Raw genomic sequence first — 14,326 nt, 5'->3', positions numbered from 1 at the left:
GTGACCGTCATAGATGGATATTCTCCGTGCCGATTCCAGCCTCGGCCGAGGAGCAGGAAGCCCTGCTCCAGGCGCTTGTTCGAAAAATACCCTCGCTTGAGGACCCTGACCGCCTGCGCGAGGCCACCGTGGCCGCGCTGTCCCTGCTGTTGCGCCGTCCCACCGATCGCGGCCTGCGCGCGGACCTGACCCTGCGGGTCGAGGCCATCCTCGCTCCCCTGGGCGGGGCCGCGCCCGATCGGATGCGCGCCGCCGCCCAACAATGTCTGGACGTGTTGCAGGACGCGCGGGAACGCCGCCTGTCGCGTGCCGCCGAGGCCGCGATGATGGGGGCCAAGCCATCCCGCTTCGCCGCGGCTAAACGTGCCCGCCACCGGGCTCAGGCGGGTTATGCCGTCGCGATCGCTGGCGGGGTGACGGTGTTGGTCGGGGGCCTGCTGTGGGTGATGGCGTTGCGTCCGGCCGCCCCGCCGGTGATGGCCGAGCCCGCCCGTCTGGTCGAACAGATGGTCGCTGTCTCTCAGGGCGAGGTGCTGCCCATCCACGTTTTTGGCGGGGCGCTGCATCTGGTGACGCGGGGCGATCTGCCGGTGGTGGTCGCCGAGGCGGTGCCGCCGCGGGCCTGTGCCGCCGCCGGATGGGCGTTGGTGCGCAAAGGCTTGCTGACGATCAACGGGATTACCCCCAACCGCGCCTCGGCGGCCCGCATCACCGATTTGTGCAATTCCGGCGCGGGCGATGCCACGATCCAATGGATGCCGAAATAAATGATGATCCGTCTTGTCTGCCTGCTTGTTGCTCTGATGCTGGCCGGTCCGGCCTGGGCTGGGGTGACGTTGGAGGGCCGCGCCGAACAAGGCGGTCTGCTGCTGGGGCGAACCGAACCGGGGGCCGAAATCCGGCTGGACGGCAAACTCGTTCCGGTCGATTCCCGGGGGCGCTTTCTGATCGGCTTCGGCCGCGATCAGGCCTCCGAGGCGGTTCTGGAGAATCGCTCTCCCGAGGGCGCAACCGAAACCCGGACCCTGGCCGTCGCGCCCCGGGCCTGGATCGAACAGCGGATCGAGAGCCTGCCCCAGGCCAAGGCCGCGCCCGATCCGGTCGCCCAGGCCCGCATCCGCGCCGAAGCGGCGATGGTTGCCGCCCGGCGTGACCGGATCAGTCTTGAGGACGGCTTTGCGGCCGGTCTGGTCCGTCCCGCCGACGGTCCGGTCTCGGGCGTGTTCGGCAGCCGCCGCGTCTATAATGGAAATCCTGGTGCGCCCCATTCCGGCCTCGATATCGCCGCGCCGCTGGGAGCCCCGGTCCGTGCCGCCGCCGCCGGAACCGTCATCCTCGCCGCGCCCGATCTGTTCCTGACCGGGCGGACCGTGATGGTCGATCACGGGCTGGGACTGATCACCAGCTATGCGCATTTATCGCGGATCGACGTCGCCGAAGGGGAGCATGTTGCCGCCGGTCAATCTCTCGGCGCGATCGGCGCGTCGGGCCTTGCCACCGGCCCCCACCTTCATTTCGGGGTGTCGTGGCGGGACCGTCGCCTCGATCCGGAAACCGTGCTGGCGGTCCTGCCGGGGCGGTAGGGAGGGTGATGCTACCCGATCGAGTGGTTTCGTTCCACTCGCCAGGGTGGGAAGTCCTGCCGGAAAGTGTGGTTAGCGTCGTTGACTTGTCCGGCGCAAGTGGATAAACAATTTCCCCATTGTCGCTCGGGGTCGGCTCCGGCCCCAGGGAATCTCCGCCATTCTGGGGCTCATGCCATGACGAAGCGCGCTCGGCCGCTTTCCCCTCATATTCAGATCTACAAGATGCCGTTCACCGCGGTGTTGTCGATCAGCCACCGCATCACCGGTGTGGTGATGGCGGTCGGTACGCTGGTGCTGGCCTATTGGCTGGTTTCTGCCGCTTATGGCCCCGATGCCTATGCGACCGCCCAGGCGGTGCTGGGATCGGTTCCCGGACGGCTTTTGCTGTTCGGCTGGTCGGTGGCGCTGTTCTATCACCTCTGTAACGGTATCCGGCACATGTTCTGGGACGCCGGGATGGGGTTCGAGATCCGCGACGCCGTCAAGTCGGGTTACATCACTGTCGGTGCCGCCCTGGCCCTGACGATTCTGGCGTGGGCTATCGGAGTTTAAGAACATGGGATCGGACGTCAAACTCAGATCGGCCCTGGGCCGCGCCCGTGGCCTCGGTTCCGCCCGTGAAGGCGTTGGCCATTTCTACGCCCAGCGCGCCACCGCGATCGGGATGATCCCGCTGTCGCTGTGGTTCGTGATCTCGGTGATCGGCCTGACTCACGCCGATTACGCCACCCTGCTCGACTGGGTTGGTCAGCCGCTGAACGCCACCTTGCTGTCGCTGACCGTGCTGACGGCGATGTATCACGCCCAGCTTGGGGTCGAAGTGGTGATCGCCGACTATGTCCATGGCGAGACGCTGAAATTCACCCTGTTGACCGCCTCGACGATGGCCGCCTTCCTGCTGGGCGCCGTGATGGTGGTCTCGATCCTGAAAGTCGCTGTCGGAGTCTGATGCCCATGTCCGCCTATAAAATCATCGACCATACCTACGACGTGGTGGTCGTCGGCGCCGGCGGCGCCGGTCTTCGCGCGACGATGGGAATGGGGCAGGCCGGGTTCCGCACCGCCTGTATCACCAAGGTGTTCCCCACTCGCTCGCACACCGTCGCGGCCCAGGGCGGCATCGGTGCCGCTCTCGGCAACATGGCCGACGACAATTGGAAGTGGCACATGTACGACACCGTCAAGGGGTCGGACTGGCTGGGCGACCAGGATGCCATCGAATATATGTGCCGCGAGGCGGTCCCCGCCGTGCACGAACTGGAACATTTCGGCGTTCCGTTCTCCCGCACCCCCGAGGGCAAGATCTATCAGCGCCCGTTCGGCGGCCACATGTCGAATTACGGCGAGAAGCCGGTGCAGCGCGCCTGCGCCGCCGCCGACCGCACCGGCCATGCCATCCTGCACACGCTGTATCAGCAGTGCCTGAAGCATTCCTGCCAGTTCTTCGTCGAATATTTCGCCCTTGATCTGATCATGGACGAAGACGGCTCCTGCCGTGGCGTGATGGCGTGGAACCTGGATGACGGCACCCTGCATCGCTTCCGCGCCCATCAGGTGGTGCTGGCGACCGGCGGCTATGGCCGCGCCTATTTCTCCTGCACCTCGGCCCACACCTGCACCGGCGACGGTCATGGTCTGGTCGCCCGTGCCGGTCTGCCGCTCCAGGACATGGAATTCGTTCAGTTCCACCCGACTGGCATCTATGGCTCGGGCTGCCTGATCACCGAGGGTGCCCGTGGCGAGGGTGGTTATCTGACCAACTCGGCCGGCGAGCGCTTCATGGAGCGTTATGCTCCCACCGCCAAGGATCTGGCGTCCCGCGACGTCGTCAGCCGGGCGATGACCGTCGAAATCCGCGAAGGTCGCGGCGTCGGCAAGGAAAACGACCACATCTTCCTGCATCTGGAGCATCTGGGCGCCGAGACGCTTGATCTGCGTCTGCCCGGCATCTCCGAGACGGCGAAGATTTTCGCCGGTGTCGACGTCACCCGCGAGCCGATCCCGGTGTTGCCGACCGTCCATTACAACATGGGCGGTATCCCGACCAACATTCACGGCGAAGTGCTGCGCCCGACCGAGGCCGATCCGGATGCGACCGTTCCCGGCCTGATGGCGATCGGCGAAGCGGCCTGCGTCTCGGTCCACGGTGCCAACCGTCTCGGCACCAACTCGCTGCTGGATATCGTCGTGTTCGGCCGCGCCGCCGCGGTGCGGACCGCCGAAACCCTGAAGCCCGCCAGCGCTCACAAGTCGCTGCCCAAGGGGGCGGGCGAACAGGCGGTGGCCCGGTTCGACCGTCTGCGCAACGCCAACGGCTCGCTCAGCACGTCTGAAATCCGTCTGTCGATGCAAAAGACGATGCAGAACGACGCCGCCGTGTTCCGCACCTCGAAGACCCTGGCCGAGGGCGTCGAGAAGATGAACGAGGTTGCCGCCTCGTTGTCGCAGATCAAGATCAACGACCGCTCGATGGTGTGGAACTCCGATCTGGTCGAAGCGCTCGAGCTGGAAAACCTGATGGATTGCGCCCAGACGACGATCGTGTCGGCCGAAGCCCGCCACGAAAGCCGTGGGGCCCACGCCCACGAGGATTATCCCGAGCGCGACGACACGACGTGGCTGAAGCACACCCTGGCCTGGGTCGAGAACGGCAAGGTGCGGCTGGATTACCGTCCGGTCCACACCTATACGCTGACCGACGAGGTCGAGTATATCAAGCCGCAGAAGCGCGTGTACTGACGGCACAGGGAAGGAGATACGGAACATGGTCGAAATCGCCCTGCCCGCCAATTCACGGGTTCAACCCGGAAAGACCGTCCCGGCTCCGGCCGGGGCCACCCGGGTCAAGCGCTTCAACATCTATCGTTACGATCCGGATTCGGGCACCAATCCCCGGCTGGATACCTTCGAGATCGACCTCGACGCCTGCGGCCCGATGGTTCTCGACGCCCTGCTGAAGATCAAGAACGAGATCGACTCGACCTTGACCTTCCGCCGCTCCTGCCGTGAAGGCATCTGCGGGTCCTGCGCGATGAATATCGGTGGGGCCAATACCTTGGCCTGTCTGAAGCCGATTGCCGATATCGAAGGCGACGTCTCGATCTATCCGCTGCCGCACATGCCGGTGGTCAAGGATCTGGTTGCCGATCTGTCGGTGCCGTATGCCCAGTTCGCTTCGGTGCGGCCGTGGATGCAGACCCAGAGCCCGACCCCGCCCGATAGCGAGCGTCTGCAAAGCCCGGAAGAGCGCGAATTGCTCGACGGTCTGTGGGAATGCATCCTGTGCTTCTGCTGCCAGACTTCGTGCCCGAGCTATTGGTGGAACGGCGACCGTTATCTGGGGCCGGCCGTGCTGCTCCAGGCCGCGCGCTGGATCTTCGATTCTCGCGATGAAATGACCGGTGAACGTCTCGATACGCTGGAAGATCCCTTCAAGCTGTATCGCTGCCACACCATCATGAATTGCACCCAGACCTGCCCGAAGGGTCTGAATCCGGCCCGGGCCATCGGCGCGATCAAGGGCAAGCTGATCGAACGCCGGGCTTGATCCTGCCGGGTATTGTACGATGACGCCGCCCGCCTTCGGTTCCGAAGGCGGGCGGTTTTCGTTTCAGGATCGGGGGATGGCCGCGCCGTTGCCCGGCCGCGAGCGGAGTTCTTTTAAGGCAGACTTGGTGCGTCGGCCGGTGCGGCGGGCTGCGTCGGATGAGCCTTGCGCCAGTCCGCCACCGCACTCTCGCTGAACGGATTGACGTAGCTGCCGTCTTCGTACCGCATCGCCGGATCGATACAGAGATAGATCGCCTTGTGCGGCACGGTCAGGCGGCATTGCCAAAGCTGCACCGAATTCTGCACTGCCGTCAGCCCCCAGGCGGCACAGGCCTCGGCTGCCAGCGCATCACGGGTGGCGGGAAGGGTGTCGTCGGTATAGCAGACCGTTACAGACCCATTGTACCCGGCCCGCTTCGGCTTCGAGATGACGGGGCTGGTGATGACAAAGGTCGTGTCGCGATCGACGAACGGCTCGCCTATCGAGCAGGCGGCGAGGGACGTCACGGCGGCGACCAGAAGCAGGGGTCGGAACAGATGCATCGGTGGTAGTTCCCGACAGGGGGCAGACCCCCGTTCTACCCCATGAAGGAGCGGTTGGGAACCGTTCCCGCCCGCCGGGTCAGGGCGGTTGTGTCGCCCGCACGCCAAAGCTATCCTTTGCCAGGATTCATCCCGATGACGGGTAACCAAGGGGGAACCGATGTCCGAAGGCAGGAAGCACCGTCTGGTGACTCGCAGCGATTTCGACGGCTTGGTGTGTGCCGTGTTGCTGCGTCATCTCGATCTGATCGACGACATCAAATTCGTCCACCCCAAGGACATGCAGGACGGGGTGGTCGAGATCGGGCCCAACGATATCACCACCAATCTGCCCTATGTCGAGGGCGTTCACCTTGCCTTTGACCACCATCAGTCCGAGACAATGCGGGTCGGTCAGCACGACAACCACATCATCATTCCCGAGGCTCCCTCGGCGGCGCGGGTGGTGTTCGATTATTACGGCGGGACGGAGCGTTTTCCCGCCACCTGGGCCGAGATGATGGCGGCGGTCGATCAGGCGGATTCGGCGCGCTATTCCTTAAGCGACATCATCAATCCGGGCGGTTGGGCCTTGCTCAATTACGTGATGGACGCTCGTACCGGGCTGGGGCGGTTCCGTGATTTTCGCATCTCGAATTATCAGTTGATGATGAACCTGATCGAGTATTGCCGGAACCACACCATCGACGACATCCTGACTCTCGACGACGTCAAGGAACGCACCGATATCTATTTCGGGCATCAGGAGCATTTCAAGGATCAGATCCGCCGCTGTGCTCGGGTCTACCGCAATCTGGTCGTGCTCGATCTGCGCGGCGAAGAGATCATTTATGCGGGCAACCGCTTCATGATCTATGCCCTGTTCCCGGACACCAATATCTCGATCCACGCGCTGTGGGGCCTGAAAAAGCAAAACACGGTCTTCGCGATCGGCAAATCGATCCTGAACCGGAGCTCGAAGACCAATATCGGCGAACTGTGCCTGCACTATAACGGTGGCGGTCACGCCAACGCCGGGACCTGCCAGGTCGAGACCGCAAGGGCGGAGCGGGTGCTGGCTGAACTGATCGCCCAGATCAATGCCGATGGGTGAGCAGGACCACGAATAGGGGGCTGTCTTCGCCATTCTTCGACATATAGACATGACAGTGTCGTGACTGTGGTTGATCAAGGTCGACAGACGGGGATGCGATTCGGTACAGTTTGATCGGGGTGCAGAGTCTTTATGGGGGAATTCCTTTGGTGCTTTCCCGCCTGAAAGGGGAATCCATCCGATCTGCCGCCGTTCCGCCCTTATCCGGCGAAGCGGTCTCTGCCCGACCCGCCTCGAACAGGGGCCTCCCGATACCGGGAGGCCCCTTTTTCTTTGCCCGAATTCGATAGCAGCGAAGGAGTCCCAGATGGCCAAACGTGCCACGCGGAGCGCCGCGAGCAAGATCGAGCCTCTCTATCCCAACGCCGTCCAGACCGGAGGGGAGTGGACCCCCTTGCCCGAGGAAGACGATCGCGACCAGAGCTATCGGCGCACAGTGCGTCCGCGCAGCGATAATCAGCGCCGTCTGGTCCAGGCGATGGCCGACAACAATTTGACCGTGGCGTTGGGCCCGGCTGGGACCGGCAAGACCTATCTGGCGATCTCGGCGGCGGTCGAAGCGTTCGAGGCCGATCAGGTGGCGCGGATCGTGCTGTCGCGTCCGGCGGTCGAGGCGGGCGAAACCCTGGGCTTTCTGCCCGGCGATTTGCAGGAGAAGATGGCCCCCTATCTGCGTCCGCTCTATGACGCCTTGTCGGATCGGCTGGGGGGCAAACGGCTGCGCGCCTTGCTGGCCGATGGTTCGATCGAGATCGCGCCGATCGCTTATATGCGCGGGCGGACGCTCAACAACGTCTTCATCGTTATCGACGAAGCGCAGAATTGTACCTATGGGCAGATCAAGATGCTGCTGACCCGGCTCGGCTGGCATTCGACGATGGTTCTGACCGGCGATCCCGATCAGAGCGACCTGTTGCCCGGAATGTCGGGATTAAGCGACATCGCCACCCGGCTGCGCGGCTTGCCCGATGTCGCGGTGGTCGATCTCGACGAACACGACATCGTCCGCCATCCGCTGGTCGCCAGCATGTTGACGGTGCTGTAACGGGCCACCGTTGCGGGGCCGAAGCCAAAAAGGAACGATCCGCGCGGGACAATGTCTCGCGCGGGCGGAGAATTTGGTTTCAGACACGTCGGGGGACGTCAGCGGAGGCCATCCGATGGCGTCCCGTGAGCGTGGGGCGACTAACAAAGCCGGGCAAAAGGTGCTTAGGCGAGAACGTCGCCGCCGGATTTCTTTTCGACGTCGCTGATCGTTTTGGGGGTGGGGGTCGTCGCAACCGCTCCGGCATATTGCAGGGCCGTCCGCGAGGGCAGTTGGAACTCCAATTGCCCTGAGCTCTGGTCACGGAATTCGAGAATCGCCGTTCCCGTGCCGGTGTCGAAGCCGACGGTCGGACTGGTGTAGGGAGGACCACCCGGAGGAGAGGTGTAATCCGACGCGGAAGAGGTCGTCGTGGCCTGTGCAGAAGACCCCGAGGACGAGCCGGACTGAGCGGTCGCGGCGCGTGCGGTGGCGGTGTCTCGTGAGGCGGTCGACGTCGAGGGCGATACGGTTGAGACGTCCATTCTGGCACCTATCGACAAAGAGGTTCTTCGGAACCCATTGGAAGAGATAATGCCAGATCGGTCTGTCAACCTCAAGGCAAATTGCTTCCGCCCTCGACCTATGCCCTGGTTACCAGGGCAGCCGCGACCCATCAACATGGATAAAAGCGCCTGAATCCACGGCCTTAACCGTGCCGAGGGCCTGACGCAGCCCGGCCACCGCCTCGGTCGGCGACAGCGGCGCGGCGGGGCCGCCCATTTCGGTCCGCACCCAGCCCGGCGACAACGCAACCGGAACGATCCCCTGTTCGGCCAGATCGACCGCGAGGGTCTTGATCACCATGTTCAGCGCCGCCTTCGAGGCGCGATAGGCATAGGACCCGCCCGAGCTGTTATCCGTGATCGATCCCATCATCGAAGACAGCACGGCAAACAATTTCGGTCCGGCCAGATGCCCGGCGAAAGCCTGGGCCACCAGCAGGGGGGCGACGGTGTTGACGCGAAAGACCTCGGCCATCTCGGCCGGGTCGATCTCGCCAAAGGGCGGGTTGGCCCCGTAGATCCCGGCATTGTGCAGCAACAGATCGATCGGGGTGCCGTCGAGTGCCGCTGCCAGCCGCTTGATCGAGGCGGGATCGCCGACATCGCAGACATAAATCTCGGCCCCGGCCTCCGACGCCGCCCGACCGCTCAAGGGGTCGCGCACCGTGGCCAGCACCCGCCACCCATCGGCGGCGTACTGACGGACGAATTCCAGACCGAGACCCCGGCTGGCACCGATAATCAGAAGTGTGGACATGCGTGCATTCTCCTTGGCGGTCGGGTGTGCCGAAATCGATCAGGACTTCAGGGCGGTGACTTCGATCTCGACCTTCATCTTGGGATCGACCAGGCCGGTGACGACGGTGGTGTTGGCCGGGCGGACGCCACGGAAGGCTTCACCCAGCACCGGGGCGATCCGTTCGAAGAAGCTGGCTTCGGTGACGAAGGCGCGGACACGCACGACATCCTTCAGCGACGCGCCACCCTGGGCCAGCGCCTGGGCGATGGTGTCGAGCGCCTGGCGGGCCTGCTCGGCGACGTCGTCGGAAATCTCGCCGTTCTTGTAGCCCGAGGTGCCGGACACGAATACCCACGGATCCTGAGCGACGGCACGGGAATAGCCGGCGACTTCTTCAAACGCGGAGCCGGAGGAAATCAGCTGACGGGTCATGATCTGTCCTTCGAGAGGAGTGAAAAAAGCGAAAGCGCAATGGACGCGCCCCAACAGGTTTCATACCCGATTTGCCCCTTCGGGCAAACGGTCACCCGGCCAGAATATGGTCGAGAAAGGGGACGCGGCCCTGGCGGTCTTCGACCTCGATCACCCACAGGTCGGAATCGATGTCGCGCTGGCGGGCGATATAGGCATCGGCCGCCGCTTCGTCGACCGGAGCCGCTCCGGTGGCGCGCAGCCAGCCCGCCCGGCCCGTGCCGTCGCGAACCTGGGTGAACACTTCGCAGCCGTCAGCCCCCCGGTTCAGCTTGACCAGCACCGCCCCGGCATCGTCGTCGCCATGGCGCGCCACCATCGCCACGATTCCCAGCGTGCCGCACTGGCGAATCGCCGATTGGACCCACAGTCGTGCTTTCAGCCGGGGTTCCGGCTCGGGTATCGGGCTGTCGTCGCGGCCGCGTCCCGCCATCCGCATCCTTGTCTCTCCTCCTTGCCGCCCGGGTCAATCCTCGGGCGGGTTGATATTCACCCCTAACCCTTTCACGGGACGCTGGACAAGGGAACCCCGAGTTGTTAGGCGTGAAGATAAGAGGTGTCCCGAGAGGAGAGCCGAAATGTCGAACAGGAAGCCCATCGTCGTCGTTACTCGCAAGCTGCCCGATCCGATCGAGACCCGGATGATGGAGCTGTTCGACGCCCGCCTTAATCACGACGACCGGCCGATGAGCCGGGCCGCGCTGATCGACGCGGTTCGCGATGCCGATGTTCTCGTTCCCACCGTGACCGACCGGATCGACGCCGGAGTGTTGTCCCAGGCGGGGCCGTCATTGCGGCTGATCGCCAATTTCGGCACCGGGGTCGATCATATCGACCTTGCCACCGCGCGGGCGCGGGCGATCACCGTTACCAACACGCCGGGCGTCCTGACCGAGGATACCGCCGACATGACGATGGCGCTGATCCTGGCGGTGCCGCGTCGGCTGATCGAGGGCGAGCGGCTGGTCCGCTCGGGCAATTGGAACGGCTGGAGCCCGACCTTGATGCTGGGTCATCGCATCTGGGGCAAGCGTCTCGGCATCGTCGGCATGGGCCGGATCGGTCAGGCGGTGGCCCGCCGCGCCAAGGCGTTCGGGATGGCGATCCATTACCACAACCGGAAACGGGTTCATCCCGACGTCGAAGCCGAGTTGGAGGCGACCTATTGGGAAAGCCTCGACCAGATGCTGGCGCGGATGGACGTTATCACGATCCATTGTCCTCACACCCCGGCGACGTTCCACCTGCTGTCGGCGCGCCGCCTCGAATTGCTGCCCAAGCACGCTTATCTGGTCAATTGCGCCCGGGGCGAAATCGTCGATGAAAACGCTTTGACCCGGATGCTGATGCGGGGCGATCTGGCCGGGGCCGGGCTGGACGTGTTCGAACACGAACCGGCGGTCAATCCCAAGCTGCTGGCGCTCGACAATGTCGTGTTGCTGCCGCATCTCGGCTCGGCGACCATGGAAGGCCGGATCGACATGGGCGAGACGGTGCTGATCAACATCAAGACCTTCACCGATGGTCACCCGCCGCCCGACCGGGTGCTGGCCTCGATGTTCTAAGAAAAACTCCCCCGGATCGGGCAAATCCGGGGGAGCGAGGTGGCATCCGTCGCCTTGGGCGGGAGGAAAACAAAGGGACGGATGCCGGGGGTTGCTTACCGCGCCTCGTCTTCGGGCACCGGCGGGGCGGCGGGGCCAGAGCGGCCGGGGCCGCGATGATGGCCGCTGGGGCCGCCATGACCGTGATGGATGGCCAGGACCTGATCGGCGATCGCCTGCTGGGCGGGGGTCAGGGTCTGGTAGAACTTGGTCAGAGCCGGAACCGACCGCTTCAACGCTTCGACATGGGCTTCGGCCTGCTTCAACTCGCGGTCCAGCCGGGCGGGCAGGGCGGGAGACGGGGCGGGCTGTTCGTTGCACAGCGCCCGCAGCGGCTCGTGCGCCGTTTTCAAAGCCTCGGACAGACGGCGGAACTCATCCTTCTGCGGGGCGGTCAGGGTCAGCTTGGCTTCGGCAAAGGCCAGATGCGCGGCCAGCCGGGCATCCTGATCGACGCAGAACCGGGGGGGCTGATCGATGGGCGCGCCGCGCGGCACCGAATCGGCGTGGGCGGCACCGATGGCGGCGGCCAACGTGACGGCCAGGATTGCGGCGGGGATCAGATGGGGACGCGGTTTCATCGAAATCACCTTCGGTTGGGGGCGTCTGATGAAGCTGTTTTAGGCCCGGGCGGTAACCCGACGATGTCGGCCTCGGCAACAAAGGGTAACCATCGGTAACGTCGACTTGCCGGTTCCAGCCCGTCCAGTCCATAGTCCGTGCAACCGAATCGGGAGGGCGAGGCGTGGGGGCGGGGATGACAGGGCTGGGTGCCGAGGCGAAGGCGCGTTACGACGTCGCGATGGCGGCCTTAAAAAACGGCGATTTCGCTCGGGCCGAAGCCGAATTGGCCCACATCGTCCGGCTGGAACCCGGCTGGGCGGTTGCCCATACCGATCTGGGCGTGCTGTTGCGGCGGCGCGGCCTGCCCGCGGCGGCGGCGGCGTGTTATCGGCGCGCTTTGGCGCTGGACCCCGACCGCGCCGCGACCTTATCCAATCTCGGCAATGCCTTGCGCGAATTGGGACGGCTGGAGGACGCCGAGGCGGCCCTGACGCGGGCGGTGGCGCTTGATCCCGCTTCGGCTGGGTTCCGTTACAATCTGGCCCTGCTCCTGCGCGACCGGCGCCGCCACGAACCGGCGCTGGCGATGATGGAGGCGGTCCAGGAAAGCCAGCCCGACAATGCCGAACTGGCGTGGGACATCGCCCTGACCCGGCTTTACCTAGACGATTTCCGCCGGGGCTTTGCCGGATACGAAGCCCGCGAGCGTCTGCCCCGGATGCCGCGGCGTGTCTTTCCCGGCGAACGCTGGCGGGGGGACGCGGTGGCGGGGCGGACGGTGCTGCTGATTTCAGAACAAGGCTTTGGCGACGCGCTGCAATTCGCCCGCTTCGTGCCGTTGCTGGCGGGGCGCGGGGCGCGGGTGGTGCTGGAATGCCTGCCCGAACTGGGCGAGATCTTCGCCACTCTGCCGGGCGTGGCGGCAGTGATCGCCAAAGGGGCACCGCCGCCGCCCTATGATCTGTGGGCCCCGATGGCCAGCCTCCCGCATCTGCTCGGGATCGGCTTGGACGATCTGCCCGGTCCCTGTCCCTATCTGACCGCGCCATCCCGGCCCGGTCTGCGTCTGTCGCGCCCGCCGGGAACCCGGCTGACAGCCGGGCTGGTGTGGGCGGGCAAGACCAACCCGCGCGACCGTTCCTGGCCGCTGGAAACGCTGCTGCCGTTGCTGTCCGATCCCGGACTCGGGTGGGTCAGTCTTCAGCACGGTCCGCGCGGGGCCGATCTGGTGTCTCTGGGACTCGATCGCCTGATCGTCGATGCTGCCCCCGGTCTGACCAGTTTCGCCGAGACTGCCGCGCTGATGGCCCAGCTTGATCTGATCGTCACCGTCGATACCGCGACGGCTCATCTCGCCGGGGCGCTGGGGCGTCCCACCTATGTCCTGCTGCGCTATGTCTCGGACTGGCGTTGGGGGGATGTGCGCGACGACTCGCCGTGGTATCCCACGCTCCGGCTGTTCCGTCAGTCTCATCCCGACGATTTTGCCGGGCCCGCCGCCCGGATCGCCCAGGCCTTGAGTGGTCTCGGTTGATTTCCCGGCGAAAGCCCCCACCTAAATCTGGTCAATTCCTGGAGGAAAAAACGATGGCGCGTCGGTTGGTCACCGTATTCGGAGGTTCGGGCTTTCTCGGTCGGGCGATCGTCCACCGGTTGGCTGGACGCGGCTGGTCGGTGCGGGTTGCCGTCCGTCACCCCGCAAGCGCCGAGTTCCTGTTGCCGATGGGCGAAGTCGGTCAGATCTCGCTGGTCCGCGCCGATGTCGGCGATGGGGCTGCCGTTGCGGCAGCGGTTGCCGGAGCCGATGCGGTGGTCAATCTGGTCGGCATCCTGACCGAATCGTCGCGACGCACCTTCCAGGCGATCCATGCCGATGGGGCTGCGCGGATTGCCGCCGCTGCCCGCGATGCCGGGATCACCGCCTTCGTTCAGATGTCGGCGGTGGGAGCCAGCGCCTCGTCCGACGCCGCTTATGCCCGCAGCAAGGCGGCGGGGGAAACGGCGGTGCGCGACGCGATCCCCGGCGCGACGATCCTGCGTCCCTCGGTGGTGTTCGGCCCCGATGACGATTTCTTCAATCGCTTCGGCAAGATGGCGGTGCTGTCGCCGGTGCTGCCGGTCTTTACCGGCGACGGCTATCATGTCGTGTGGAACGGGGCGCGCCCGTCGCTGGATCTGTTCGGCACCGGGGGACCGCGCTTTCAGCCGGTCTATGTCGGCGATGTCGCCGCCGCCGTCGTTGCCGTGCTCGACGATCCCACCCTGGCCGGGCAGACCTACGAATTGGGCGGTCCCGCCGTTTATTCGATGAAGCAGATCATGGAGCTGGTGCTGTCGAGCTCCGGTCTCCATCGCCGTCTGTTGCCGCTGCCGATGGGGCTGGCGATGGTCCAGGCGCGGGTGTTCGAATATCTGCCGACGCCGCCTTTGACCCGCGATCAGGTGCGGATGATGCAGGTCAACAATATCCTGGCCGGGGACGAGCCCGGCCTGGGGGATTTGGGCATCGCGGCCACGCCGGCCGAAACGATCCTGCCCCAGTACATGCGCCGGTTCGGCCCCGCCAACCGCGCTGCGAGGTAAAGGG

General features: G+C 65.0%; 17 protein-coding genes. 11 read left to right on the top strand and 6 right to left on the bottom strand.

Annotated elements, in window-relative coordinates; genetic code table 11:
* The 6 genes from K678_RS15500 to K678_RS15475 form a co-directional block, all read left to right on the top strand.
* A partial coding sequence (locus K678_RS15500; RefSeq protein ID WP_231376277.1) for a hypothetical protein occupies window positions 1–767 on the top strand: 767 nt, incomplete at its 5' end.
* Entirely contained in the window at window positions 768–1,583 is an 816-nt protein-coding gene (locus K678_RS15495) for a M23 family metallopeptidase (RefSeq protein WP_021133419.1), read from the top strand. It abuts the gene before it with no gap.
* Between the two features lie 177 nt (window positions 1,584–1,760).
* The gene (gene sdhC, locus K678_RS15490) at window positions 1,761–2,138 is read left to right on the top strand and encodes a succinate dehydrogenase, cytochrome b556 subunit (RefSeq protein WP_021133418.1); all 378 of its coding nucleotides are present in this window, start codon (window positions 1,761–1,763) and stop codon (window positions 2,136–2,138) included.
* A gap of 4 nt (window positions 2,139–2,142) precedes the next feature.
* Window positions 2,143–2,535: a succinate dehydrogenase, hydrophobic membrane anchor protein gene (sdhD, locus tag K678_RS15485; RefSeq protein ID WP_021133417.1), complete on the top strand. Its 393-nt coding sequence runs from the start codon at window positions 2,143–2,145 to the stop codon at window positions 2,533–2,535.
* Window positions 2,536–2,540: 5 nt separating this feature from the next.
* A complete protein-coding gene (gene sdhA, locus K678_RS15480) occupies window positions 2,541–4,325 on the top strand; it encodes a succinate dehydrogenase flavoprotein subunit (protein WP_021133416.1) in 1,785 nt (594 codons plus the stop codon).
* A gap of 25 nt (window positions 4,326–4,350) precedes the next feature.
* On the top strand, window positions 4,351–5,133 hold the full coding sequence (locus K678_RS15475) for a succinate dehydrogenase iron-sulfur subunit (RefSeq protein WP_021133415.1): 783 nt from the start codon (window positions 4,351–4,353) through the stop codon (window positions 5,131–5,133).
* 113 nt (window positions 5,134–5,246) lie between these two features.
* Here the strand turns inward: K678_RS15475 and K678_RS15470 are convergent, their stop codons facing one another.
* Complete coding sequence (locus K678_RS15470) at window positions 5,247–5,678, bottom strand: hypothetical protein (RefSeq protein WP_021133414.1); 432 nt, start codon at window positions 5,676–5,678, stop codon at window positions 5,247–5,249.
* A 160-nt stretch (window positions 5,679–5,838) separates the two neighbouring features.
* On the opposite strand from K678_RS15470, the gene K678_RS15465 reads away from it, so the two are divergent.
* Window positions 5,839–6,771, top strand: a complete 933-nt coding sequence (locus K678_RS15465; protein ID WP_021133413.1) for a DHH family phosphoesterase — start codon at window positions 5,839–5,841, stop codon at window positions 6,769–6,771.
* A gap of 307 nt (window positions 6,772–7,078) precedes the next feature.
* Entirely contained in the window at window positions 7,079–7,816 is a 738-nt protein-coding gene (locus K678_RS15460; protein WP_021133412.1) for a PhoH family protein, read from the top strand.
* A 164-nt stretch (window positions 7,817–7,980) separates the two neighbouring features.
* On the opposite strand, the gene K678_RS18800 is transcribed toward K678_RS15460, so the two are convergent.
* From K678_RS18800 to K678_RS15445, 4 genes are all read right to left on the bottom strand, one after another.
* Window positions 7,981–8,340, bottom strand: coding sequence for a hypothetical protein (locus K678_RS18800; protein WP_155804577.1), 360 nt, complete (start codon window positions 8,338–8,340; stop codon window positions 7,981–7,983).
* Between the two features lie 109 nt (window positions 8,341–8,449).
* A complete protein-coding gene (locus K678_RS15455) occupies window positions 8,450–9,118 on the bottom strand; it encodes an SDR family oxidoreductase (RefSeq protein ID WP_021133411.1) in 669 nt (222 codons plus the stop codon).
* Window positions 9,119–9,157: 39 nt separating this feature from the next.
* The gene (locus K678_RS15450) at window positions 9,158–9,532 is read right to left on the bottom strand and encodes a RidA family protein (RefSeq protein ID WP_021133410.1); all 375 of its coding nucleotides are present in this window, start codon (window positions 9,530–9,532) and stop codon (window positions 9,158–9,160) included.
* Window positions 9,533–9,623: 91 nt separating this feature from the next.
* Window positions 9,624–10,004, bottom strand: coding sequence for a DUF1491 family protein (locus tag K678_RS15445; RefSeq protein WP_051185958.1), 381 nt, complete (start codon window positions 10,002–10,004; stop codon window positions 9,624–9,626).
* Window positions 10,005–10,149: 145 nt separating this feature from the next.
* Between K678_RS15445 and K678_RS15440 the strand changes: the two genes are divergently transcribed.
* Window positions 10,150–11,136 carry a 2-hydroxyacid dehydrogenase gene (locus K678_RS15440; protein ID WP_021133408.1) on the top strand — a complete coding sequence of 329 codons (987 nt, stop codon included), beginning with the start codon at window positions 10,150–10,152 and terminating at the stop codon, window positions 11,134–11,136.
* 95 nt (window positions 11,137–11,231) lie between these two features.
* On the opposite strand, the gene K678_RS15435 is transcribed toward K678_RS15440, so the two are convergent.
* On the bottom strand, window positions 11,232–11,756 hold the full coding sequence (locus tag K678_RS15435) for a Spy/CpxP family protein refolding chaperone (RefSeq protein ID WP_021133407.1): 525 nt from the start codon (window positions 11,754–11,756) through the stop codon (window positions 11,232–11,234).
* 176 nt (window positions 11,757–11,932) lie between these two features.
* Between K678_RS15435 and K678_RS15430 the strand changes: the two genes are divergently transcribed.
* Window positions 11,933–13,273 (top strand): tetratricopeptide repeat protein, encoded by a 1,341-nt coding sequence (locus K678_RS15430; protein WP_021133406.1) that lies wholly within the window; start codon window positions 11,933–11,935, stop codon window positions 13,271–13,273.
* 53 nt (window positions 13,274–13,326) lie between these two features.
* The gene (locus tag K678_RS15425) at window positions 13,327–14,322 is read left to right on the top strand and encodes a complex I NDUFA9 subunit family protein (RefSeq protein WP_021133405.1); all 996 of its coding nucleotides are present in this window, start codon (window positions 13,327–13,329) and stop codon (window positions 14,320–14,322) included.
* Window positions 14,323–14,326 lie beyond the last annotated feature (4 nt).

The sequence above is a fragment of the Magnetospirillum fulvum MGU-K5 genome, assembly GCF_000442515.1.
Taxonomy (GTDB): domain Bacteria; phylum Pseudomonadota; class Alphaproteobacteria; order Rhodospirillales; family Magnetospirillaceae; genus Phaeospirillum; species Phaeospirillum fulvum_B.
Note: the sequence above shows the minus strand (reverse complement) of the source record. Positions and strands in the feature narration are given on the sequence as shown.

What these genes read in the sequence shown, in the direction of transcription:
- K678_RS15425 (WP_021133405.1), top strand. Translation starts at nt 13,327, where the DNA reads ATGGCGCGTCGGTTGGTCACCGTATTCGGAGGTTCGGGCTTTCTCGGT.
- sdhC (WP_021133418.1), top strand. Translation starts at nt 1,761, where the DNA reads ATGACGAAGCGCGCTCGGCCGCTTTCCCCTCATATTCAGATCTACAAG.
- K678_RS15495 (WP_021133419.1), top strand. Translation starts at nt 768, where the DNA reads ATGATGATCCGTCTTGTCTGCCTGCTTGTTGCTCTGATGCTGGCCGGT.
- K678_RS15450 (WP_021133410.1), bottom strand. Translation starts at nt 9,532, where the DNA reads ATGACCCGTCAGCTGATTTCCTCCGGCTCCGCGTTTGAAGAAGTCGCC.
- K678_RS15445 (WP_051185958.1), bottom strand. Translation starts at nt 10,004, where the DNA reads ATGGCGGGACGCGGCCGCGACGACAGCCCGATACCCGAGCCGGAACCC.
- K678_RS18800 (WP_155804577.1), bottom strand. Translation starts at nt 8,340, where the DNA reads ATGGACGTCTCAACCGTATCGCCCTCGACGTCGACCGCCTCACGAGAC.
- K678_RS15435 (WP_021133407.1), bottom strand. Translation starts at nt 11,756, where the DNA reads ATGAAACCGCGTCCCCATCTGATCCCCGCCGCAATCCTGGCCGTCACG.
- K678_RS15470 (WP_021133414.1), bottom strand. Translation starts at nt 5,678, where the DNA reads ATGCATCTGTTCCGACCCCTGCTTCTGGTCGCCGCCGTGACGTCCCTC.
- K678_RS15465 (WP_021133413.1), top strand. Translation starts at nt 5,839, where the DNA reads ATGTCCGAAGGCAGGAAGCACCGTCTGGTGACTCGCAGCGATTTCGAC.
- K678_RS15455 (WP_021133411.1), bottom strand. Translation starts at nt 9,118, where the DNA reads ATGTCCACACTTCTGATTATCGGTGCCAGCCGGGGTCTCGGTCTGGAA.
- K678_RS15460 (WP_021133412.1), top strand. Translation starts at nt 7,079, where the DNA reads ATGGCCAAACGTGCCACGCGGAGCGCCGCGAGCAAGATCGAGCCTCTC.
- sdhD (WP_021133417.1), top strand. Translation starts at nt 2,143, where the DNA reads ATGGGATCGGACGTCAAACTCAGATCGGCCCTGGGCCGCGCCCGTGGC.
- sdhA (WP_021133416.1), top strand. Translation starts at nt 2,541, where the DNA reads ATGTCCGCCTATAAAATCATCGACCATACCTACGACGTGGTGGTCGTC.
- K678_RS15440 (WP_021133408.1), top strand. Translation starts at nt 10,150, where the DNA reads ATGTCGAACAGGAAGCCCATCGTCGTCGTTACTCGCAAGCTGCCCGAT.
- K678_RS15430 (WP_021133406.1), top strand. Translation starts at nt 11,933, where the DNA reads ATGACAGGGCTGGGTGCCGAGGCGAAGGCGCGTTACGACGTCGCGATG.
- K678_RS15475 (WP_021133415.1), top strand. Translation starts at nt 4,351, where the DNA reads ATGGTCGAAATCGCCCTGCCCGCCAATTCACGGGTTCAACCCGGAAAG.